Below are 19,806 nucleotides of genomic sequence, written 5' to 3' on the forward strand. Positions count from 1 at the left end.
ACCACGCCATGCTCGACATCCTTCTCTCCAGTCTGGGACAGGTCTTCACCCTCTCCCATCTTCTCTACATGATGCTCGGGGTCATCGTCGGTCTGGTGGTCGGCATCATTCCCGGCCTCGGCGGTATCGCCGGCATGTCGCTGCTGCTGCCCTTCCTGTACGGCATGGAACCCTCGGTGGCACTGGGCATGCTGATGGGGCTGGTGGCGGTGATCCCCACCGGTGATACCTTCGCCTCGGTGCTGCTGGGCATCCCCGGCTCCAGTGCCTCGCAGGCCACGGTGATCGACGGCTTCTCGCTGGCCAAGCGCGGTCAGGCGGCCCGGGCGCTGTCCAGCGCCTTCCTGTCGTCGATGATCGGCGGCCTGATCGGTGCCGTGGTACTCACCGGCTTCATCCTCATAGCCCGGCCCCTGGTGCTGGCATTCTCCTCGTCGGAACTGTTCATGCTGACGCTGCTGGGCCTGTCGATGGTCGCCGTGCTCTCGGGGCGCGACCTGTTCAAGGGGCTGGCCGCCTGCGGGCTGGGCCTGCTGGTCGGCGGCATGGGCATGGCCCCGGCCACCGGCGAGTTTCGCCTGAACTTCGGCCTCGACTACCTCTACGACGGCCTGCCGCTGGTCGTGGTGGGCCTGGGCATCTTCGCCCTGCCCGAGATCATCGACCTGCTGGTCCAGCGCGGCGCCATCGCCGACGAACCCTGCCGCCTCGGCGAGGGCTGGCGCCAGGGCTTTCGCGATGTTCGCCGGGAGCGCGGCCTGGTGGCCCGCTGCGCGGGATTCGGCAGCCTGATCGGCACCATCCCGGGGCTGGCCGGCTCGGTCGTCGACTGGATGACCTACGGCCACGCCGTGCAGAGCGCCAAGGACAAGAGCGAGTTCGGCCGCGGCGACATCCGTGGCGTGATCGCCCCCGAGTCGGCCAATAACGCCTGCGCCTGCGGCGCGATGGTGCCCACGCTGCTGTTCGGCGTCCCCGGGTCCGGCAGCGCGGCGGTGTTCCTCGGCGGCCTGCTGCTGCTCGGGCTACAGCCGGGCATCGGCATGATCGAGACCCACCTCGATCTGACCTACACCATCATCTGGTCGCTGGCGCTGGCCAACATCCTCGGTGCCGGCCTCTGTCTGGGGCTCGCCGGCCCGGTCGCCAGCCTCACCCGGGTCCGCTTCACCATTCTCGCCCCCCTGATCACCGTCCTCATCCTGTTCGCCGCCTACCAGGCGACCCGTGCCGCCGGCGACCTGGTCGCGCTGGCCGCCGTCGGCGCCATCGGCGTGCTGTTCAAGAAGGCCAACTGGTCCCGCCCGGCCTTCCTGATCGGCTTCGTGCTCGCGCCCGGTGCCGAGACCTACTTCTATCAGGCAGTCCAGTTCCAGGGCAGCGCCGCGTTCGCCCGCCCCGGCGTGATGATCATCGGCGCGCTGATCCTGGCGGTGCTGTTCATCCCCGCCCTCAAGGCGCTGTGGCTGAAACGCCGCCAGGCAAGGGTGAATGGCGACACCGCGGACACCGAAGCGGCGATCCCGGCCGAGCGAGCACGGCCCACCTTCGGTGCGGTGGACGTTCTGCTGCTGGCGGGGCTGCTGGGCCTGGCCGCGTTCGCCTGGAGCGATGTCGCCGGACTCTCGCTGCTGGGCAGCGTGTTTCCCAAGCTGGCCATCGCCATCATGGCGGTGGGCTGTCTCGCCGAGACGACGCGCTACCTCCTGCGCCGACCGCAACGGCAACACCAGTCATGCCGGGAGGAACTGATCTGGCTGGCGGGCTTCTGCGCGCTGATTGCAGCGATCATCGGGCTGGGCTTCATCAGCACGGCAGCGATCTTCTGTCTGGCCTTCCTGGTGGGCATCGCCCGACTCAAGCCGTGGACGGCGGCGGGAATGGCCGTCGGCGTGGTCGCCTTCCTGGTCGGCATGGCTCACTTCCTGACGCTGACCTATCCCAGCGGATTCCTCGATCCCTGGCTGTTCAGCTGAGCTCACCTGACAGGCCGCCGCCCGCCATCGCGTGCGGCGGCCGCACTCGCTCTCCCCTCTACCAAGCCAACCATTACCCTGCAAATGGCTTACACTACTGGCTTACATTACGCCAAGCTGTCTCCATTCCCATCAGCCAGGGTGTTCCATGCGCGAACTCGTTCCCCGTACCACGCCCCTCATCCTCGTCGACCTGCAGCGCGGCATCGTCGGCCTGCCGCTGGAACCACGCAGTGGCGAGGTCGTGGTCGGCACCGACCTGGCGCTGGCCTGATGCCCGACGAGGCCCGGCAAGCCGCGCCATTCGATCTGGCCACTCGCGACCTCGCCGTACAGTGGCTGATCCTGGTGTTGCTTTCGGTTCTGTTCGGTGCCGCGCTGGTGGGCCTTCAGGTTCCCGCCGGGCTGCTGCTGGGGCCGATGGCGGCCGCGGTGCTGGTCGCCGTGGGGCGGGGACGGGTGCGCGTGCCTCGGCGGCCGTTTCTGCTCGCCCAGGCGAGCATCGGCTGCCTGATCGCCCAGAGCATCACCCTGCCGATCCTTCACGAGATCGGCCGGCACTGGCCCACCTTCGGCCTGGCGGTGGTCGCGGTGATCGCCGCCAGCAGCCTGCTCGGCTGGCTGCTGGCACGCGGGCAGATACTGCCGGGCACCACCGCGATCTGGGGCTCGGCACCGGGCGCGGCCACCGCCATGGTGCTGATGGCCGAGTCGTTCGGCGCCGACGTGCGGCTGGTCGCCTTCATGCAGTACCTGCGGGTGGTGATCGTGACCCTGGTGGCCTCGCTGGTGGCCTCGTTCTTCATGCCGGAAGGCGCCGGCGGTGATACCCCCGGACGTGAATGGTTCGCCGCGGCGGACCCTGCCGCCCTGGCGGTGACGCTGGGCGTGATCGCTCTCGGCGCCGTCATCGGCCAGCTTTCGCGCTTGCCGGCCGGCCCGCTGCTGGTAACCCTGCTCGGTGCCACCCTGCTGCAGGATCTCGGCGGCGTGACCCTTGAGCTGCCCGCGCCCCTGCTCGCCGTCAGCTACGCCTTCGTCGGCTGGAACATCGGCCTGCGCTTCGACCGCACCATCCTCGTCCATGTCGCCCGCTCGCTGCCCGGTGTGCTCGTCTCGATCTTCTGCCTGGTGGGGATCTGCGGCGGCTTCGCCGCCTTGCTGGTGGTGTTCGCCGGGCTCGACCCGCTTACCGCCTATCTCGCCACCAGCCCCGGCGGCGCCGACTCGGTGGCGATCATCGCCGCCTCCACCCATGTCGACATGGCCTACGTGATGGCGATGCAGCTCGCCCGCTTCGTGCTGGTGCTGCTGTTCGGACCGCACCTCGCGCGACTGATCGCCGGGCAGGCCAGGCGCCGCCGGCCCGAGGCGCCCTGACGCGTCAGCGCGGCGTGCCGGGGCCGCGAGCGCCGATCACGCGATTGCGGCCGGCCTGCTTGGCCCGGTACAGGTTCTGGTCGGCCAGGTTGATCAGGGCGTCGCTGCCGGCGACGCCGGGCGCCATGACCGCGATGCCGGCGCTCAGGGTGCACTGGAAGTCCCGATCGTCGCCATGGAACGTCAGCGCGGCGAAGGACTCGCGCAACTCGTCGAGCACCCTGAAGGCCTGGGCGCTTTCGCAGTCATTGAGCACCAGCAGGAATTCCTCGCCGCCGTAACGGCCGATCAGATCACTCTCGCGAAGCCGGCGGCGCAGCAGGTTGGCCAGCGCGCGAATCACCTCGTCGCCGGCCAGGTGACCGTGGGTGTCGTTGACCGACTTGAAGTGATCGATGTCGAGCATGGCCAGGCACAAGCTGGCATCACGCCGTCGGGCCTGGGCGATGGCAGCCTGCAGCCGCGCCTTGATGTCGGCGTGCTTGAGCAGGCCGGTCAGGCCGTCTCGGGACAGCGCGGCGGCCAGCTCCCGGGAGCGCCGGGCCCGGGCCGTGACGGCGGCGACCAGCGCCTCGGGGGCGATCGGCTTGGTGAGGAAGTCGTCGCCGGCCTTGGTCATCGCCTCGAGCTGCGCGCCGGCATCGAGGGCGGCCGACAGGTAGATGATCGGCACCTGCAGCCAGCGGGGATGATAGCGCACGATCTGGGCCAGTTCAGGGCCACTGCACTGCGGCAGGTGCACGTCCAGCACCAGCACGTCGGGCGCGAACCCCTCCATGGCCTCGAGTATCTCCTCGGGGCGACTCAGGGTCATCACCGTGAAGCCGACCTCTTCCAGCAACAGGCGATGATAGGTGTGCATCATCTCGTCATCGTCGACCAGCAGGACCCGTGCCGGCGGCAGGCGATGCCGGCGCAGGTGCGTCTCGAGCATGTCGGCCAGCCGAATCGGATCCAGCGGATGGGAGATGATCCCCACGACGCCGGCACGCACGGCCCGCAGCTGGTCCTCGAAGGCCTGGGCCCGGCTGGTGACGAACAGCGGCAGTGGCTCGTCGAACAGGTGCTGCACCGCCTCGCCGATGGCCAGGCCATCCTCGACCTCCAGGTGCAGGTCGAGAATCAGCGCATCGGGGCGCTGCTCGCGGCAGGCTCGCTCGAGCGCGTCCCCCGTGCTGAACCGGCATGTCCGGTAGTGAAAGCTCTCGAGCATGCGGCACAGTGGCTGCCCCGTGGTGGCGTCGTCGTCGAGCACGAAGATCAGCGGCTGGCGAGATTCCCGGACTTCCGGCGACCGAGCCACGACCGGCGAGTGCAGCAGGTCGTCGGCGATGGAGAGCCGCTCGGGGGTCAGCGACTTCACCAGCGCCGGCAGGGAGTCGAGTTCGCGCAGGAAGACCCCGGCGTCGCCGGAGGCACCGGTCTGCAGGATTCGCTCCAGGCGATGCTCCAGCAGCCGACAGATTTCACTGGCCTCCTGGAAGCCGAAGGTACCCGCCGAACCGGCGATGCGATGCAGCCGTTCGCGAACCGGCTCCCAGGGGGCGCCGTTCAGGATGGGATTGCCCAGCTCCTGTGCCTGAGCCGACAGGTCGGCGCACTCGCGACCGAGCCAGAGCCCATAGTCATGGCGCATGCGCTCGAGCCTGCCCCGAATATCGGCGTTAGCCATGGGAGTCATGCAGCGCCCCTCCCGACTGTCCCGTGCTGTGCGGCCGGCCCACCCGGCCCACCGCTTCTTGTGTCGCCCGTGTCATGGCGACCCTCGACTCGCTGTCCTCGACATGCAGAACACGACGCCACTCCGGCATGAACCATCCCTGCCCCTGATCCGACTGTTTACTTGACCCTGTTTCCCCAGCGTGTCGCTCGTCCCACCGACGCCGGCGCGCTTGCCACACCCGGGCTTCTCCCTCCTACACTGAAGCCCATCATGACATGGTAACGGAGGCGTCGAATGGACGAGAAACGTATTTGCGAGTGCCCTTATTGCCAGTGCGTCGTGCCCGACACGGCGCTGCCGGTCAACGGCCACTACTACTGCTGCTCGGCCTGTGCCAGCGCCCATCCCGATCGTCAGCCCTGCCAGGATGCGAACTGCGACTGCCACCGGCACGGCTGGGGCGGCATCAAGACGTGATGCGACATCCGCCGTTGCGTGAAACGCCATGACTGGCGTTTCACGCCAACTCGACCCATCTTGACGGAAAGGCTCCCGCCCGCCCCCGACCCGAGGAGAACCATCGACACGCGACTCCCGCCACCCCGTTCAGGGCTCACGCCCGTGGTTGTCATCGTTCCGCCATGCTCGGCTGTCAGCGTCGAGCGGGCCATCAACCAAGGAGTGCTCACGCCGATGGTACGTATCGACAAGAAGGCCACCCGCCTGTACGTGCTCGACACCAACGTCCTGATCCACGACCCTGCCGCCCTGTATCACTTCGAGGAGCACGACGTGGTCATCCCCATGACCGTGCTCGAGGAACTCGACAAGCACAAGAACGGCCTGCGCGATATCGCCCGCACCGCACGCCAGGTCAGCCGCACCCTCTCCGAACTCACCGCCAGCGCCACCTTCGACGAGATCCGCGCCGGCATTCCACTCCCCGGCACCGGCCAGACCGGACGCCTGCGCTTTCTCTGCTACAGCGACCTCAAGCCGCTCGACCCGCTCGAGGACAGCCCCGACAACCGCCTGCTGGCCGAAACCTGCCGGCTGCGCGACGAACGCCCGGATGCCTCCGTGATCCTGGTGACCAAGGACATCAACCTGCGCGTCAAGGCGGCGGCGCTCAATGTGCCGGTGGAGGATTATCGCAACGACCGCGCGTTCAGCGACAACGACGCCATGATCGAGGGGGCCCGGGTCTACGCCCAGGCCGGGCCGGACGGCGCCGGTTTGTGGGAGTCCCTCGATGTCGAGGTCAGCGTCGAGCGCATCGACCAGCAGACCTGCTATGCACTGACCGGCGCACTGCCCGATGACTGGCATGCGGGCATGCTGGTGGCCGACAGCGACAACGGGGCCGACTTCGAGGCCATCGTGCGCGAGTGCGGGGGCGGTGGTGCCCGGCTCGAGCTGCTGACCAACTACCGTCATCACGCCGGGGTCTGGGGCGTGCACGCCCATGACAGCCGGCAGAACTTCACGCTCAACCTGCTGATGGACCCCGAGATCGACCTGGTGACCATCGCCGGCACCGCCGGTACCGGCAAGACCTACATGACCCTGGCCGCCGCCTTCGAGCAGACCTTCGACCAGAAGCGGTTCGAGCGCATCGTCTTCACCCGCGCGCCGATCCCCATGGGCGAGGATATCGGCTTCCTGCCGGGCACCGAGGAGGAGAAGATGTCGCCGTGGATGGGCGCCTTCCACGACAACATGGACAACCTGCTGCGCGACGAGCGCGATGGCACCACGAACTGGAGCGAGGGCGCCACCCGGCAGCTCATCGGCTCACGGGTGCAGATCCGCTCGCCGACCTTCATGCGCGGGCGCACGCTCAACGACACCTTCCTGATCATCGACGAGGCCCAGAACTTCACGCCCAAGCAGCTCAAGGGGCTGATCTCGCGGGCCGGGCGCAACACCAAGATCATCTGTCTGGGCAACGTCGGCCAGATCGACACGCCCTACCTCACCGCCAATACCTGCGGCATGGCCGCGGTGGTCGAACGCTTCCGCGACTGGCCGCATGCCGGCCACATCACCCTGAAGAGCGTCGAGCGCTCGCGGCTGGCCATGGCCGCGGAGGACCTGCTGTAGCTGCAGAAGGTACCCACACGACAGCGCCGGCCGGGCGGCCAGTACCACGGGCCGCCAGGCCGGCGTCACCGGGCCGGGAAACGAGTCAGTGCCGTGCGTTCACGGCCTTCTCGAGCAGCGCCTCGCTCTCGCTGCCGGGCCCCTTGCGCAGGATCTCCTGCGCCTCGTGATAGAGGCACACGTAGGCGTTGCAGGAAGCACAGAACACCTTGTCGTCGGGATTGTGGACCTCGGACACCCGCATCAGATGGCTGCCGCACGCGGGGCACCCCACCGGCAGACGAAAATCCTCGGACAGGTCATGATCGGTCATTGGCACTCACTCCCTTGATGGTGAAGGCAGGGCCGCCACCGGCCCTGCCTTCAGTGTTTGGGGCATCGGCCCGATTATCAAGCACCCGGCCCCTCAAGTCCCCTGCCGGCGCAGCACCACGCCCACATTGTTGGCCGGCATCTCCACGACCTGCTCGAGGTGCAGGCCGCGGGCGCGTGCCAGGGTCGACACCGCCGCCAGCGAGCGCAGGCCCCAGCGCGGATCGCGGCGGCGCAGCTCGGCATCGAAGGCCTCGTTGCTGGGCGCCGTCGGCACCCCGTCGCGCAGGAAGGGACCGTAGAGGAACAGCGGGGCCCCGGCCGGCAGGCGTTCGCCGGCCTCGCCCAGCAGGGCCTCGGTCACCGACCAGGGGGCGATGTGCAGCAGATTGATGGCCACCAGGGCGTCGAAGCCATCGACCGCCCAGGGGCGCCGCTCCACATCCAGGGCCAGCGGCTCGGCCAGGTTGTCGAGGCCGCTCTCCGCTCGCCAGGCCGCGATCGAGGCCCGGGCCGACTCGCCGGGGTCACTGGGCTGCCAGCGCACGTCCGGCAGCGCCGCGGCAAAATGCACGGCATGCTCGCCGGTGCCGCTGGCCAGCTCCAGCACCGTTCGAGCCTCGCTCAGCAGCGGCGCGAGCGTGGCCAGAATCGGCTCGCGGTTGCGCCGGGCCGCCGGGCTGGACAGGCGTTGGTCCGAATGGCCCGCCCTCGGGTCCATGCTCTGCATCGTGACACTCTCCTCGGTACCTTGCTCGGTACTCGCCTGGGTATCGGCGGTGACGCTCCGATCCGTCCTCGCTCGGGCGCCACCCCGTTCAAGTTTCGTCGGCCACGGGCCGATAAGACAGCAAATGCGGTCCGCCATGCCGGGGTCAGGGCGCGGCGCCGCTTTCGCCACCGCGGGTCATCAAGCGTCAGGAACGATCACTCTTGCCATGCAGCCTCCACGCCTTCCCGACACCGAAGCACAACGCTTGCGGACCCTGCACCGTCTCGAGCTCCTCGACAGCCTCCCGGAGATCGAGTTCGACCAGCTGACCGAGCTGGCCGCGCGCCTGTTCGACGTGCCCACGGCCCTGATCTCCCTGGTCGACAGCCATCGCCAGTGGTTCAAGTCGGCACGCGGCCTGGACTGCCGGGAAACCCCTCGGGAGATCTCCTTCTGCGGCCATGTCGTCGCCGACGACCAGCCGCTGGTGATCGAGGACGCCCGGCGGGATGCGCGTTTCCATGACAACCCCCTGGTGGCTCAGGCCGAGGGCATCCGCTTCTATGCCGGCCATCCGCTGCGCCCCCTCGACGGCCATGTCGTCGGCACCCTGTGCCTGATCGACACCCGTCCGCGCCGGCTCGACGCCCGGCAGCGGGAGAGCCTGGCGCTGCTCGCCGCCCAGGCGGAGGAGTTGATCCGCCTGCACCTGGCCCGCCGCGAGTCGCGCAGGCGCGAGCACCGGAATCATCGCCAGCAGGCCCTGCTGCGCATCCTGCATCAGGGCATCACCGACTATCGCGCCCTGATGTCGGAACGGCGGCTCTGGGACTTCCTGATGGAAGCCCTGCGCGAGCTGACCGGCAGCGACTACGCCCTGATCGGCGAGGTCCTGCACGAGGGCGAGGGGCCGGCCCTGAAGATCCACGCCATCACCGATCTCGCGTGGAACACGCAGTCCCGCCGGCTCATGGCGCAGTTGAGCTCGGGGAACATGCGCCTGACCAATCCCGGCTCGCTGCTGGGACGCGTGTTCGCCCATGGCGACACCGTCATCACCGACGACCTGGCCAGCCATCCCCTGCGCGGCGGCTTTCCCCCCGGCCACCCGCCGATCCACAACTACCTGGGCGTTCCCATCGTTCACGACGGCCGGGTGATCGGCATGTACGCCACCGCCAACAGCGCGGAAGGCTATTCCCCCGAGACCGTGGCCTGGCTGGCGCCATTCAACGCCACCTGCGCGCTGCTGATCAATCTCTATCGGCAGTTTTCCGAACGCGACCGCATCCAGCAGGCCATCACCCGGGCCCGCGACGAGGCCGAGCAGGCCAGTCGCGCCAAGAGCGAGTTTCTCTCGGCGATGAGCCATGAGCTGCGCACCCCGCTCAACGCCATCCTCGGCTTCGCCCAGCTGCTCGCCAACGGCCGCCGCGACCCGCTGTCCGCCCGCCAGCAGCGGCAGGTCGCCCAGATCCGCAGCAGCGGCGATCACCTGCTGGCGCTGATCAACGACATTCTCGACCTGTCGCGGATCGAGGCCGGTCGCCTGACCCTGTGCCTCGAGGCGATTCCGCTGGAGGCGGTCTGCCGCGAGGTCCTGGAGACGCTGGCCCCGCTCGCCAGGGAGGCCGACATCGCCCTGCACGGCCCTGCAGGCGACGTTCAGCCGCTCGTGCTGGCCGACCACACCCGCCTCAAGCAGGTCCTGCTCAACCTGCTGTCCAACGCCATCAAGTACAACCGCCCGACGGGGCGCGTCGAGATGGCCGTCAGCGAACAGGCTCACACCGCCCGGGTCAGCATCGAGGACACCGGCCACGGCATCGCCCCGGAGCGACTCGGCGAGCTGTTCGAACCCTTCAACCGCCTGGAGGCCGAAGGCAGCACCATTGAAGGCACCGGCATCGGCCTGGCGCTGACCCGCCAGCTGGTCGAGAGCATGCAGGGTCGCATCGGTGTCACCAGCGAACGCGGGGCCGGCAGTCGGTTCTGGATCGACCTGCCCCTCGCCGACAGCCTCCCCGGCGGCAAGGACGATGCGTCGCTCGCCGCCCCGCCCCTTTGCTGCAACAAGGAAGACAGCGATGCCTGACAGGGACGCCCTGCTCGCCAGTCACATACTGGTGGTCGACGACAACCCCGCCAATCTGGTCCTGCTCGAGGACCTGCTCGAGGACGCGGGCTTTACCCGGGTCGTCACCCTCGACGACGCCCGCCGGGTGATCGACTACTGTCGCGACACCCCGCCCGACCTGCTGCTGCTCGACGTGCGTATGCCGCATGTCGACGGCCTGACCCTGCTCGGCCAGCTGCAGCCGCTATGGAACGGCGAGGGGCCGCCGGTGATCGTGCTGACCGCCCAGACCGATCGCGCCACCCGCTCGCGGGCACTGGCGCTGGGCGCCCGCGACTTCCTGAACAAGCCCTTCGACCATCAGGAGGCGCTGCAGCGCATCCACAATGCCCTCCAGGCCGGTCATCTGTATCGGGAACGCAGGGACCAGAACGCGCGCCTCGAGCAGCTCGTGGCCCAGCGGACCGCCGAGCTGGAGCGCCTGGCCTTTCAGGAGCCGATTACCGGCCGGCCCAATCGCGGTGCCCTGGTCAAGTGGCTGGAGCGGCACCTGGCGGCGGATCACGGGGTCTGCCTGCTGTTCATCGCCCTCGACGGCCTCGACGACATCGCCCGCCTGCATGGCTACCCGGCCTCGGATGCCCTGCTCAAGCATGCCTGCCGCCTGCTGGCCAGCGAAGCCCATTCACTCGACGTGATGGGCTGCTGGGGCGGTGCCGAGCTGCTGCTGATCTGTCACGCTTCCCTGGCGGAAACCACCCTGCAGACCCGCGCCCGGCGCATCCTGACCCTGCTGACCCGCGACCACCAGATCGACGACGCCCTGATGTCGCTGACGGCCCGCATCGGCATCAGCCGGGCGGGCATCGATGCCGACACCCCCGAGCAGCTGATTCGCCAGGCCACCCTGGCCCTGCCGTCGCCGGGCGAGCCACCGGTGGGCCTCTACTCGGCCGACCTCGAGCGACGCCACCAGCAGCGGGCCCGCATCCATCAGCTGCTGCGCGACGCCACCAGCCGGGGCGAACTGCAGCTGGTCTATCAGCCCAAGGTATCGCTGCGCAGTGGCCGGCTGATCGGCGCCGAGGCCCTGCTGCGCTGGAACAGCGCCGAGCTGGGGCCTGTCTCGCCGGGCGACTTCATTCCGCTGGCCGAGACCAGCGGCGAGATCCTGGCCATCGGTGACTGGGTGGTCGACGAGGCCCTGCGCCAGGCCCGGGAATGGCGCGGGCGCGGCGAGGTGGACGACGATTTCAGCATCGCCATCAACGTCGCCGCCCGCCAGCTGATGACGGCGGGGTTCGCCGAGCGTGTCCTGACCCGCCTGCGCTATGCCGGGCTGCCCGCGCACGCGCTGGAGGTCGAGGTCACCGAGTCGGGACTGATGGAGGACATCAGCCTCGCGCGCCAGACGCTGCGCACGCTGGCCGACCAGGGCATCAAGATCGCCATCGACGACTTCGGCACGGGCTACTCCTCGCTGGCCTACCTGAAGACGCTGCCGGTCAACACGCTGAAGATCGATCGGGCCTTCATCGACGACATGCTGCACAGCAGCCACGATCGCAACCTGGCCAACACCGTGATCCAGCTGGCCCACAGCTTCGGCTGCGACGTGGTCGCCGAAGGCATCGAGAACCCGGAGCAGGCTCGGCTGCTGGCGTCGCTGGACTGCGAACACGCCCAGGGGTACTGGTTCTCGGCCCCGCTGCCGGCCGAGCGCTTCCTGGCATGGAAGGCACGCTACCACGCCGAGCACTATCACGAGCCCTCTCGCTAGCCGGGCGCGTCCACGACGCGCCGCCACTTCCGCCCCCCGGCAACGGCCGGACAAAAAGAGACCCGCCTGGCAGGCGGGTCAAGCAACAGCTACGGCTGTCGAGAGAGAACTGTCGGCCGTCCCGCGGGCGGGATCGGCTCAGTGGTGGAAACGCTCGGCGGCCTCGCGGGCCAGCGCCTTGATGCCGGCCCAGTCTTCCGCCTCGATCAGCTTGCCGGGGGTCACCCAGGAGCCCCCGACGCACATCACGTTGGGCAGCTTGAGGTAATCCTCGGCGTTGTCCGGGGTGATGCCGCCGGTCGGGCAGAAGCGGGCCTCGGGGATCGGCCCGCCGAACGCCTTGATCGCCGACGCGCCGCCGCTGGCTTCGGCGGGGAAGAACTTGAAGCGCCGGTAACCGTACTGCCAGCCGGTCATCAGCTCGGAGAGAGTCGCCACCCCCGGCAGCATGGGCACCGGGCTGCTGACCCCGTAGCGATACAGGGCCTCGGTGGCACCGGGCGTCACCACGAAATCGACACCGGCCTGCTCGGCCTGACGATACTGGGCCGGCGTCAGCACGGTGCCCGCACCGATGCTCGCGCCCGGCAGCGCCTCGCGCATGCGCGCGATGGCCGCCAGCGCGCAATCGGTGCGCAGCGTGATCTCGAGGACCGGCAGCCCGCCCTCGACCAGCGCGCGGCCCAGCGGCACGGCATCCTCCAGTCGCTCGATGGTCAGCACCGGGATCACTTCCGCCTTCTGGCAGATGCTGTCGAGCTCGGTGGTACGGGTGGAAGGCAGCTGCTTTTCAGTGGTCATGTCATGCTCCAGGAATCGGTTCAGGGTGCCCAGTAGACGGCCAGCGGACAGGCCAGGAAGGCACGGATGGGCAGCTCGCGAGCATCGTCACCGGCCAGGGCCCGGGCCAGGACCGAGCGCTTGTTGTCGCCGACGATGTGCAGGATGTGGCGGCGCGCACGATGCAGATAGGCGGCGCTCAGGGTGATGCGCGGCTGGGGAACGCTCAGGGCACGCACGGCCACCACCGCCTCGTCGGTGGTCAGGGCCAGCCCCAGTTCACCGCTGTCGGGGAACAGCGAGGCGGTATGGCCGTCCCCGCCCATGCCCAGAATCACCGCGCTGGCCGGCCAGGGCAGCGTGGCGATGCGCTCGGCCACGGCGGCCGCCCCCTGTTCGGGCGTGCCCTCGTCGCTGGTCAGCGGATGGAATTTCGCCGCCGCCGCCGGACCGACGAGCAGCTGCTCGCGGACCAGCCGGGCGTTGCTGTCGGCGTTGTCCTCGCCCACCCAGCGCTCGTCGGCCAGGGTCACGTCGATGCGCTCCCAGGGCAGCGCCATGGCCGCCAGCCGGGCGAAGAACGTCACCGGCGTGGAGCCGCCGGACACCACCAGCAGCGCCCGGGGCTGCTGTTCCAGGTCGGCGCTCAACGCCCCGGCCACCGCCTCGGCCAGTTGCGCGGCAAGCCGCTCCCGCGGAGAAATCTCGGTCGTCATGGAGTCACGCCTCGCTCAATAGTCCTCGTACCAGCTACGGCCGTCCTGGGTGATCATGGCGATCGACGCCACCGGCCCCCAGGACCCCGCCGGATAGCGCCGCGGCGGCATGTCGCGGGCCTTCCATCCCTCGATCAGCTGGTCGCACCAGCGCCAGGCGTACTCCACCTCGTCGCGGCGCACGAACAGGTACTGCTGGCCCTTCATCACCTCGAGCAGCAGCCGCTCGTAGGCATCCGGAATCCGCGACTTGGGGAAGGCGCTGTTGAAGTCCAGGTGCAGCGGCCCCGGGCGCAGGCGCATGCCCTTGTCGAGCCCGCCGTCCTTGGTCAGCACCTGCAGGGCGATGCCCTCTTCCGGCTGCAGGCGGATGATCAGCTTGTTGGCGGCCAGGTCGCGCTGGTCGGGATCGAAGATGTAGTGCGGCTGCTGGCGGAAGTGGATGACGATCTGCGAGAGCTTCTCGGGCATCCGCTTGCCGGTGCGCAGATAGAATGGCACCCCGGCCCAGCGCCAGTTGGAGACCTCGGTCTTCATGGCGACGAAGGTCTCGGTGCGGCTCTCGGTGTTGGCGCCTTCTTCTTCCAGATAGCCCGGCACGCTCTCGCCGTTGATCGACCCGGCGATGTACTGCCCGCGTACCACGTCGCGACCGATGGTCTCCTGGGTGAAGGGCTTGAGGGCCTTGAGCACCTTGACCTTCTCGTCACGGATGGCATCGGCATCCAGATTCGACGGCGGGTCCATGGCGATCAGGCAGAGCAGCTGGAGCAGGTGGTTCTGCACCATGTCGCGCAGCTGACCGGCCTTGTCGAAGTAGCCCCAGCGCCCCTCGATGCCCACCTGCTCGGCCACGGTGATCTCGACGTGCGAGATCTGGTTCTGATTCCACTGGTTGCCGAACAGCGGGTTGGCGAAGCGCAGGGCGATCAGGTTCTGGACGGTTTCCTTGCCCAGGTAATGATCGATGCGATAGATGCGCGACTCGGGGAAGGCCTCGCCGATCGCGTCGTTGATCTGCCGCGAGGATTCCAGATCGTAGCCGATGGGCTTTTCCACCACCACGCGCGTCTGCTCGTCCAGGCTGCCGCTGGCGCTCAGGTTGCGGCAGATATCGCCGTAGATGCTCGCCGGCACGGCCAGATAGACGGTCATCGGCCGCTCGACGTCCTTGCGCCACCGGGCGATGGCGTCGTAGCCCTCGACGGTGGCGAAATCGAGCTGGAGGTAGTCGAGGCGCGCGATGAAGCGCTCCAGACAGGTCTTTTCCAGCAGCGCCGTCTTGACGTGCTTCTTCAGCGCCTGCTGGACGCGCTGGCGGAAGGCCTCGGCGTCGATGTCCTGGCGCGCCAGGCCGAGGATGCGCGTCGACGCGCCCAGCAGGCCGTCGCGATCGAGATGGTAAAGCGCCGTGTAGAGCTTGCGCAGGGCCAGGTCACCGAGGGCGCCGAACAGCGCCAGATCGATGTCGGGCGTGGTGTCTTGGGTCATGCCTCGAACCCCTTCAATCTGGTAATCTTACGTATAAAATATGCCATTGATGCGTTTCACGGCAAGATTAATCGGTAATTTTACTACCAAACATGCCATCCTGTCGTGGCCCGCGCTTGGCGTTATCCCGAGCGTCACGCTAGGATGTGGCTACCAATGTAGTTAAATCACTACATATTGCATCAGGAGCCGTTATTCGCATGGCCAGCCATGACCTTCTCGAGCGCATTCGCGCCCGCCTCGACGAGCTCAACCGCTCGGAACGCAAGGTGGCCGATGTCATTCTCCAGGACCCGGCGACCGCCACCGGACTGAGCATCGCCACCCTGGCGCAGGCGGCCTCGGTCAGCGAACCCACCGTCAACCGCTTCTGCCGCAATTTCGACGCCAAGGGCTACCCGGACTTCAAGATCAAGCTGGCACAAAGTCTGGCCGGCGGCACGCCCTATGTCAGCCGCAGCGTCGAACGCGGGGACGACGCCGCCCGCTACGGCGACAAGATCTTCGGCGCCACCATCGCCGCCCTCGACGACGCTCGCCGCGCACTCGACGCCAAGCGCGTGGAACGCGCCGTCGACTACCTGATCCAGGCCAAGCAGATCAGCTTCTTCGGCCTCGGCGCCTCGGGCCCGGTCGCCCAGGACGCCCAGCACAAGTTCTTCCGCTTCAACCTGCCGGTGATGGTCTACGAGGACGTGCTCATGCAGCGCATGGTCGCCGCCGCCAGCCACACCGGCGATGCCATCGTGATCATCTCCTACACCGGACGCACCCGCGAACTGGTGGAGATCGCCCGCCTCGCCCGCAGCAACGGCGCCGTGGTGCTGGGAATCACTGCCCCCAACTCGCCGCTGGCCCGGGAGTGCACCGAGACGCTCGAGGTGATCGCTCCCGAGGACACCGACGTCTACATGCCGATGACCTCGCGGATGATCCACCTGGCGCTGATCGACGTGCTCGCCACCGGCGTGACGCTGCGCCGCGGCGAGGACTTCCAGACCCACCTCAAGAAGATCAAGGACAGCCTGCAGGCCACGCGCTTTCCCGCCCCGGACACCGAATCCTAGTCGGGCAGGTTTAGCGGACTTGCCCCCTCCGCCGCCAGGCTCAACAATAGCGCCCCCATTCTCGACAGGAGCCCCTCGATGCGACGGCTGATCGCCACCACCCTGATGCTGCTGGGCCTGGCCCCCGTGGCCCAGACCCAGGCCCAGGACACCTTCCGCTTCACCGCCATTCCCGACGAGGACCAGACACGCCTGGTCGAGCGTTTCCAGAAGGTCGCCGACTACCTGGCCGACACCCTGGATGTCGACGTCGAATACGTGCCGGTGAAGTCCTACAGCGCCGCGGTGAGCGCCTTCCGCAACGACCAGGTGCAGCTGGCCTGGTTCGGCGGCCTGTCCGGCGTGCAGGCACGCCGCCTGGTACCGGGCTCGCAGGCACTGGCCCAGGGCGTCGAGGACGCCGCCTTCCACAGCTATTTCATCGCCAATGCCGACACCGGCATCGCCGCCGACCAGGACCAGCTGCCCGAGTCGTTCGAGGGCCACTCCTTCACCTTCGGCGCCAAGACCTCGACCTCCGGCCGGCTGATGCCCGAGTACTACCTGCGCGAGCGCTTCGGCGAGGCCCCCGAGGCACTGTTCTCGCGGGTCGGCTTCTCCGGCGATCACACCCGCACCATCGCCCTGGTCGAGTCCGGCACCTATGACGTCGGCGCGGTCAACTACTCGGTGTGGAACGCCGCCGTGGAAGCCGGCCGCGTCGACACCGACAAGGTTCACGTGGTCTGGGAGACCCCCGCCTACCCCGACTACCAGTGGACGATCCGCGGCGATGTCGACGCGCGCTTCGGCGACGGCTTCACCGACCGCGTCCGTCAGGCCCTGCTGGGCATGACCGACCCGGACCTGCTCGAGAGCTTCCCGCGCCAGGGCTTCATCCCGGTCTCCAACGATGCCTATGCACCGATCGAGACCGTCGGCGAAGACCTCGGCCTGCTGCGCTGAGCATGAGCGTCACCGAACTGCTGTCGCTGGCCGACGAGGATGTCGGCCACGCCAGCCAGGTCGTTCTCCCCCGGCTGTCGCTGACCCTGCGCGTCGGCGAACGCATCGCCCTGCTCGGCCAGAGCGGGGCCGGGAAGTCGACGCTGCTGGCCACCCTGCGCCGGCGCCTCGCCGCCGACGCCGCCTGGTGCCCGCAGAGCCACGGCCTGGTGCCGCAGCTGGCGGTCTACCACAACGTCTACATGGGCCGCCTCGAGCGCCACTCGGCGCTGGCCAACCTGTGGAACCTGATCCGGCCCGACCGCCGGGCCTGGACCGAGATCGAGACCCTGTGCGGCGAGCTGGGCCTGGCCGGCCTGCTCAGACGCCCGGTCGCCCGGCTGTCGGGTGGCCAGCGCCAGCGCGTGGCGATCGCCCGCGCACTCTACCAGCGGCGGCGCCTCTTCCTTGGTGACGAGCCGGTGGCCAGCGTCGACCCCCACCAGGCCCTGCGCCTGCTGGCGCTGATCGATGCCCGTCACGACACCAGCGTCGTCGCCCTGCACCAGCGGGAGCTGGCGCTGTCCCACTTCGATCGTGTCTGGGGGCTGCGCGACGGCCGGCTGGTGCTCGACGCCGCGACCGATACGCTGACGCTCGACGACCTCGACCGTCTCTACCCCGACGCCGACGCCGCCTCCAGCGCCCCGGCCGACGAGGCCGCGCATGGCTGAACCCACCGCGCCGGGCATGCTGCGCGGCGACTCGCCCGGGCTGCGACTGGCCCGACGCTCGCTGGTGCTGGTCGCGCTGTGCGCCGTGCTGCTGCCCTTCGCCGACCTGTCGGTGGTCGCTCACGACCCCTGGGCGGAGCTGGGTCGCATGGCGACGGGTCTGGCGCTGCCGCACTGGGGCGAGCTGAGCTCGCCGCTCCAGGCCATCGGCCTGACGGTCAGCGTGGCGTTGTGGGGCACCCTGCTCGGCGTGCTGCTGGGCTTCCCGCTGGCGCTGGTGTTCTTCCGCTCGCGGCTGGTGCGCACCGGCTGCGCCTTCGTGCGGGCCATCCACGAGCTGTTCTGGGCGCTGCTGTTCCTGCAGGTCTTCGGCTTCTCGGCGGTGACCGCCCTGGCGGCGCTCGCCGTGCCCTATGCCGGCATCTTCGCCAAGGTCTACGCCGAGATTCTCGAGCAGACCCCGCGTGACGCCGCCGACAGCCTGCCCCCCGGCGTCGGCCGCCTGTCGCGCTTCGTCTACGCGGAGCTGCCGCTGGCCTGGGAGCGACTGGCCGCCTACACCCGCTACCGCTTCGAATGCTCGCTGCGTGCCAGTGTGCTGCTGGGCTTCGTCGGCCTGCCGACCCTGGGCTTCCACCTGGAAAGCGCCTTCCGCGAGGGCCACTACCATCAGGCCGGGGCGTTGCTCTGGCTGTTCTACCTGCTGATCGGCACGATCGGTGTCTGGGGGCACCGCCGTTTGCTGCCGCTGCTGGCATTCGCCAGCCTGTTCCTGCTCGGCCCCTGGCCGCACGTCGATGGCGACCTGCTGTGGCGCTTTCTCAGCCACGACCTGTGGCCGGCGCCGCTGCTGAATGGCGACTGGGCGGGGCTCATCGCCTGGCTGGGCGACATCCCCGATCTCGGCCCGGCGATCGGCAACACCCTGCTGCTGGGGCTGATGGGCACCGTGGGTGCGCTGGTCATCGCGCTGCTGCTGTGGCCGCTGGCCAGCCGCCACTTCGGCAACCCGGCCACGCGGCTGGGCGGACGCGCCCTGCTGGTCGGACTGCGCTCGACGCCGGAGCTGATGCTGGCGTTCATCTTCCTGCTGCTGCTGGGCCCGTCGATGCTGCCCGCCTGGCTGGCGCTCGCGCTGCACAACGGCGCGCTGATCGCCTTTCTCGCCGCCCGCCACGCCGACAGCCTCGAACCCGGCATGCCGGGACTCTCCGCCAGCGGCCGCTACGCCTACGAACTGCTGCCGCGTCTCTATCCCGGCCTGCTCGCCCTGGTCTTCTACCGCGCCGAAGTGATCATTCGCGAAACCGCCCTGCTCGGCATGCTGGGGGTCGCGACCCTGGGCTTTCACATCGATTCGAGCTTCCAGTATCTGATGTTCGATCAGGCGTTCTTCCTGCTGCTGGTCACCGCCGGGCTGAACATCGCCGTCGACGCCCTGGCACGGCGTTACCGGCCCCGCGAGGTAGTGATGGATGACCCGTGCAGCCGCTGACTCCCTCGACAGGGCCATGCGGCCAAACGCCGCGCTTCGAACGCACCCGACCCGCTTGCCTGCCGGCCGCGATCGGCATAGGCTTTCGCTTCATGATGTACTCACGCCCCTTCATTCTGCTGCTGGCGACGCCGGTGCTCATCATGCTGGCACTGGCCGCCGTCATCTTCGGTGGTCAAGTCATCGCCGACTCTCGCCGGGACCAGCAGATTCAGCAGACCATTGCTGCCAGCCTGAAGACCTCGGGCCAGGTCGAGCTTCTCAACCTGCAGGACGTGCAATACGGCTATGGGGTCTGCGGACTGTACCGCACCAGCGACTCCGACAAGGGCTATGCCTCCTTCTTCTACGACACCGTCAACGATCGCCTCTCGCTGGATGTCAAGTCACGCGCCTTCCAGTCGAACTGCAACCTGTCGGACCTCTGCTCCTGACGGCCGGATAGCGATGCATGCCGCGCCAATTCGTGCCGGTACCCTGCTGACCGGTGCTGCCGGATCTTTCGCGGCATCGACAGGGCGTGACGCCTCCCGGCAGCGCGATTTCCCGCCGAATACCGGCCCTTGACATAATGTCGCAGCGCCTTGAAGAAAGCC

Annotated in this window: 18 protein-coding genes; 12 read left to right on the forward strand and 6 right to left on the reverse strand. The window is 68.6% G+C overall.

Annotated features, from left to right (window positions below; translation table 11 throughout):
* The first annotated feature begins 8 nt into the window (after positions 1-8).
* The 3 genes from KGQ91_RS16035 (at position 9) to KGQ91_RS16040 (ending at position 3,356) form a co-directional block, all read left to right on the forward strand.
* Positions 9-1,976: a tripartite tricarboxylate transporter permease gene (locus KGQ91_RS16035; RefSeq protein ID WP_224414351.1), complete on the forward strand. Its 1,968-nt coding sequence runs from the start codon at positions 9-11 to the stop codon at positions 1,974-1,976.
* 148 nt (positions 1,977-2,124) lie between these two features.
* Positions 2,125-2,250 carry a cysteine hydrolase family protein gene (locus tag KGQ91_RS16770; RefSeq protein WP_263479125.1) on the forward strand — a complete coding sequence of 42 codons (126 nt, stop codon included), beginning with the start codon at positions 2,125-2,127 and terminating at the stop codon, positions 2,248-2,250.
* The gene (locus KGQ91_RS16040) at positions 2,250-3,356 is read left to right on the forward strand and encodes an AbrB family transcriptional regulator (RefSeq protein WP_224414350.1); all 1,107 of its coding nucleotides are present in this window, start codon (positions 2,250-2,252) and stop codon (positions 3,354-3,356) included. The genes KGQ91_RS16770 and KGQ91_RS16040 overlap by 1 nt, the downstream gene beginning before the upstream one ends.
* Before the next feature lie 4 nt (positions 3,357-3,360).
* On the opposite strand, the gene KGQ91_RS16045 is transcribed toward KGQ91_RS16040, so the two are convergent.
* Positions 3,361-5,037, reverse strand: coding sequence for a diguanylate cyclase (locus KGQ91_RS16045; protein ID WP_224414349.1), 1,677 nt, complete (start codon positions 5,035-5,037; stop codon positions 3,361-3,363).
* 276 nt (positions 5,038-5,313) lie between these two features.
* Between KGQ91_RS16045 and KGQ91_RS16050 the strand changes: the two genes are divergently transcribed.
* A complete protein-coding gene (locus tag KGQ91_RS16050; RefSeq protein ID WP_224414348.1) occupies positions 5,314-5,496 on the forward strand; it encodes a metallothionein in 183 nt (60 codons plus the stop codon).
* Between the two features lie 216 nt (positions 5,497-5,712).
* Positions 5,713-7,122 carry a PhoH family protein gene (locus tag KGQ91_RS16055; protein WP_224414347.1) on the forward strand — a complete coding sequence of 470 codons (1,410 nt, stop codon included), beginning with the start codon at positions 5,713-5,715 and terminating at the stop codon, positions 7,120-7,122.
* An 85-nt stretch (positions 7,123-7,207) separates the two neighbouring features.
* On the opposite strand, the gene KGQ91_RS16060 is transcribed toward KGQ91_RS16055, so the two are convergent.
* Together KGQ91_RS16060 and KGQ91_RS16065 are read right to left on the reverse strand one after the other, a co-directional pair.
* Positions 7,208-7,435 carry a hypothetical protein gene (locus tag KGQ91_RS16060; protein ID WP_163648353.1) on the reverse strand — a complete coding sequence of 76 codons (228 nt, stop codon included), beginning with the start codon at positions 7,433-7,435 and terminating at the stop codon, positions 7,208-7,210.
* A 93-nt stretch (positions 7,436-7,528) separates the two neighbouring features.
* Positions 7,529-8,164 carry a DUF938 domain-containing protein gene (locus KGQ91_RS16065; protein WP_224414346.1) on the reverse strand — a complete coding sequence of 212 codons (636 nt, stop codon included), beginning with the start codon at positions 8,162-8,164 and terminating at the stop codon, positions 7,529-7,531.
* 208 nt (positions 8,165-8,372) lie between these two features.
* Between KGQ91_RS16065 and KGQ91_RS16070 the strand changes: the two genes are divergently transcribed.
* Together KGQ91_RS16070 and KGQ91_RS16075 are read left to right on the forward strand one after the other, a co-directional pair.
* On the forward strand, positions 8,373-10,241 hold the full coding sequence (locus KGQ91_RS16070) for a sensor histidine kinase (RefSeq protein ID WP_224414345.1): 1,869 nt from the start codon (positions 8,373-8,375) through the stop codon (positions 10,239-10,241).
* Positions 10,234-12,003 (forward strand): putative bifunctional diguanylate cyclase/phosphodiesterase, encoded by a 1,770-nt coding sequence (locus KGQ91_RS16075; protein WP_224414344.1) that lies wholly within the window; start codon positions 10,234-10,236, stop codon positions 12,001-12,003. The genes KGQ91_RS16070 and KGQ91_RS16075 overlap by 8 nt, the downstream gene beginning before the upstream one ends.
* Positions 12,004-12,141: 138 nt before the next feature.
* On the opposite strand, the gene KGQ91_RS16080 is transcribed toward KGQ91_RS16075, so the two are convergent.
* From KGQ91_RS16080 to zwf, 3 genes are read right to left on the reverse strand one after another with little or no spacing between them, the layout of a single operon-like run.
* Positions 12,142-12,804, reverse strand: a complete 663-nt coding sequence (locus KGQ91_RS16080; protein WP_224414343.1) for a bifunctional 4-hydroxy-2-oxoglutarate aldolase/2-dehydro-3-deoxy-phosphogluconate aldolase — start codon at positions 12,802-12,804, stop codon at positions 12,142-12,144.
* Between the two features lie 20 nt (positions 12,805-12,824).
* Entirely contained in the window at positions 12,825-13,499 is a 675-nt protein-coding gene (gene pgl, locus KGQ91_RS16085) for a 6-phosphogluconolactonase (protein WP_224421488.1), read from the reverse strand.
* Between the two features lie 15 nt (positions 13,500-13,514).
* Complete coding sequence (gene zwf, locus KGQ91_RS16090) at positions 13,515-14,990, reverse strand: glucose-6-phosphate dehydrogenase (protein WP_163648348.1); 1,476 nt, start codon at positions 14,988-14,990, stop codon at positions 13,515-13,517.
* A gap of 200 nt (positions 14,991-15,190) precedes the next feature.
* Here zwf and KGQ91_RS16095 point away from each other — a divergent pair, with 200 nt between their 5' ends.
* From KGQ91_RS16095 to KGQ91_RS16115, 5 genes are all read left to right on the forward strand, one after another.
* Positions 15,191-16,057 carry a MurR/RpiR family transcriptional regulator gene (locus tag KGQ91_RS16095; protein WP_224421489.1) on the forward strand — a complete coding sequence of 289 codons (867 nt, stop codon included), beginning with the start codon at positions 15,191-15,193 and terminating at the stop codon, positions 16,055-16,057.
* Positions 16,058-16,135: 78 nt separating this feature from the next.
* Positions 16,136-17,002 carry a putative selenate ABC transporter substrate-binding protein gene (locus KGQ91_RS16100; protein WP_163648346.1) on the forward strand — a complete coding sequence of 289 codons (867 nt, stop codon included), beginning with the start codon at positions 16,136-16,138 and terminating at the stop codon, positions 17,000-17,002.
* 2 nt (positions 17,003-17,004) lie between these two features.
* Positions 17,005-17,715, forward strand: coding sequence for an ATP-binding cassette domain-containing protein (locus KGQ91_RS16105; protein WP_163648345.1), 711 nt, complete (start codon positions 17,005-17,007; stop codon positions 17,713-17,715).
* The gene (locus KGQ91_RS16110; protein ID WP_163648344.1) at positions 17,708-19,210 is read left to right on the forward strand and encodes a PhnE/PtxC family ABC transporter permease; all 1,503 of its coding nucleotides are present in this window, start codon (positions 17,708-17,710) and stop codon (positions 19,208-19,210) included. The genes KGQ91_RS16105 and KGQ91_RS16110 overlap by 8 nt, the downstream gene beginning before the upstream one ends.
* A gap of 92 nt (positions 19,211-19,302) precedes the next feature.
* Positions 19,303-19,644, forward strand: a complete 342-nt coding sequence (locus tag KGQ91_RS16115; RefSeq protein ID WP_163648343.1) for a hypothetical protein — start codon at positions 19,303-19,305, stop codon at positions 19,642-19,644.
* The last annotated feature ends 162 nt before the right edge of the window (positions 19,645-19,806 follow it).

Origin of the sequence: Modicisalibacter tunisiensis (assembly GCF_020148005.1) — a bacterium.
In the GTDB taxonomy this organism is placed as follows: domain Bacteria; phylum Pseudomonadota; class Gammaproteobacteria; order Pseudomonadales; family Halomonadaceae; genus Modicisalibacter; species Modicisalibacter tunisiensis.

Excerpts from the sequence above, each read along its gene's own strand:
- KGQ91_RS16040 (WP_224414350.1), top strand. The coding sequence starts at position 2,250 with ATGCCCGACGAGGCCCGGCAAGCCGCGCCATTCGATCTGGCCACTCGC.
- zwf (WP_163648348.1), bottom strand. The coding sequence starts at position 14,990 with ATGACCCAAGACACCACGCCCGACATCGATCTGGCGCTGTTCGGCGCC.
- KGQ91_RS16080 (WP_224414343.1), bottom strand. The coding sequence starts at position 12,804 with ATGACCACTGAAAAGCAGCTGCCTTCCACCCGTACCACCGAGCTCGAC.
- KGQ91_RS16770 (WP_263479125.1), top strand. The coding sequence starts at position 2,125 with ATGCGCGAACTCGTTCCCCGTACCACGCCCCTCATCCTCGTCGACCTG.
- KGQ91_RS16055 (WP_224414347.1), top strand. The coding sequence starts at position 5,713 with ATGGTACGTATCGACAAGAAGGCCACCCGCCTGTACGTGCTCGACACC.
- KGQ91_RS16045 (WP_224414349.1), bottom strand. The coding sequence starts at position 5,037 with ATGACTCCCATGGCTAACGCCGATATTCGGGGCAGGCTCGAGCGCATG.
- KGQ91_RS16060 (WP_163648353.1), bottom strand. The coding sequence starts at position 7,435 with ATGACCGATCATGACCTGTCCGAGGATTTTCGTCTGCCGGTGGGGTGC.
- KGQ91_RS16065 (WP_224414346.1), bottom strand. The coding sequence starts at position 8,164 with ATGCAGAGCATGGACCCGAGGGCGGGCCATTCGGACCAACGCCTGTCC.
- KGQ91_RS16070 (WP_224414345.1), top strand. The coding sequence starts at position 8,373 with ATGCAGCCTCCACGCCTTCCCGACACCGAAGCACAACGCTTGCGGACC.
- KGQ91_RS16100 (WP_163648346.1), top strand. The coding sequence starts at position 16,136 with ATGCGACGGCTGATCGCCACCACCCTGATGCTGCTGGGCCTGGCCCCC.
- KGQ91_RS16115 (WP_163648343.1), top strand. The coding sequence starts at position 19,303 with ATGATGTACTCACGCCCCTTCATTCTGCTGCTGGCGACGCCGGTGCTC.
- KGQ91_RS16110 (WP_163648344.1), top strand. The coding sequence starts at position 17,708 with ATGGCTGAACCCACCGCGCCGGGCATGCTGCGCGGCGACTCGCCCGGG.
- KGQ91_RS16035 (WP_224414351.1), top strand. The coding sequence starts at position 9 with ATGCTCGACATCCTTCTCTCCAGTCTGGGACAGGTCTTCACCCTCTCC.
- KGQ91_RS16095 (WP_224421489.1), top strand. The coding sequence starts at position 15,191 with ATGGCCAGCCATGACCTTCTCGAGCGCATTCGCGCCCGCCTCGACGAG.
- KGQ91_RS16050 (WP_224414348.1), top strand. The coding sequence starts at position 5,314 with ATGGACGAGAAACGTATTTGCGAGTGCCCTTATTGCCAGTGCGTCGTG.
- pgl (WP_224421488.1), bottom strand. The coding sequence starts at position 13,499 with ATGACGACCGAGATTTCTCCGCGGGAGCGGCTTGCCGCGCAACTGGCC.
- KGQ91_RS16105 (WP_163648345.1), top strand. The coding sequence starts at position 17,005 with ATGAGCGTCACCGAACTGCTGTCGCTGGCCGACGAGGATGTCGGCCAC.
- KGQ91_RS16075 (WP_224414344.1), top strand. The coding sequence starts at position 10,234 with ATGCCTGACAGGGACGCCCTGCTCGCCAGTCACATACTGGTGGTCGAC.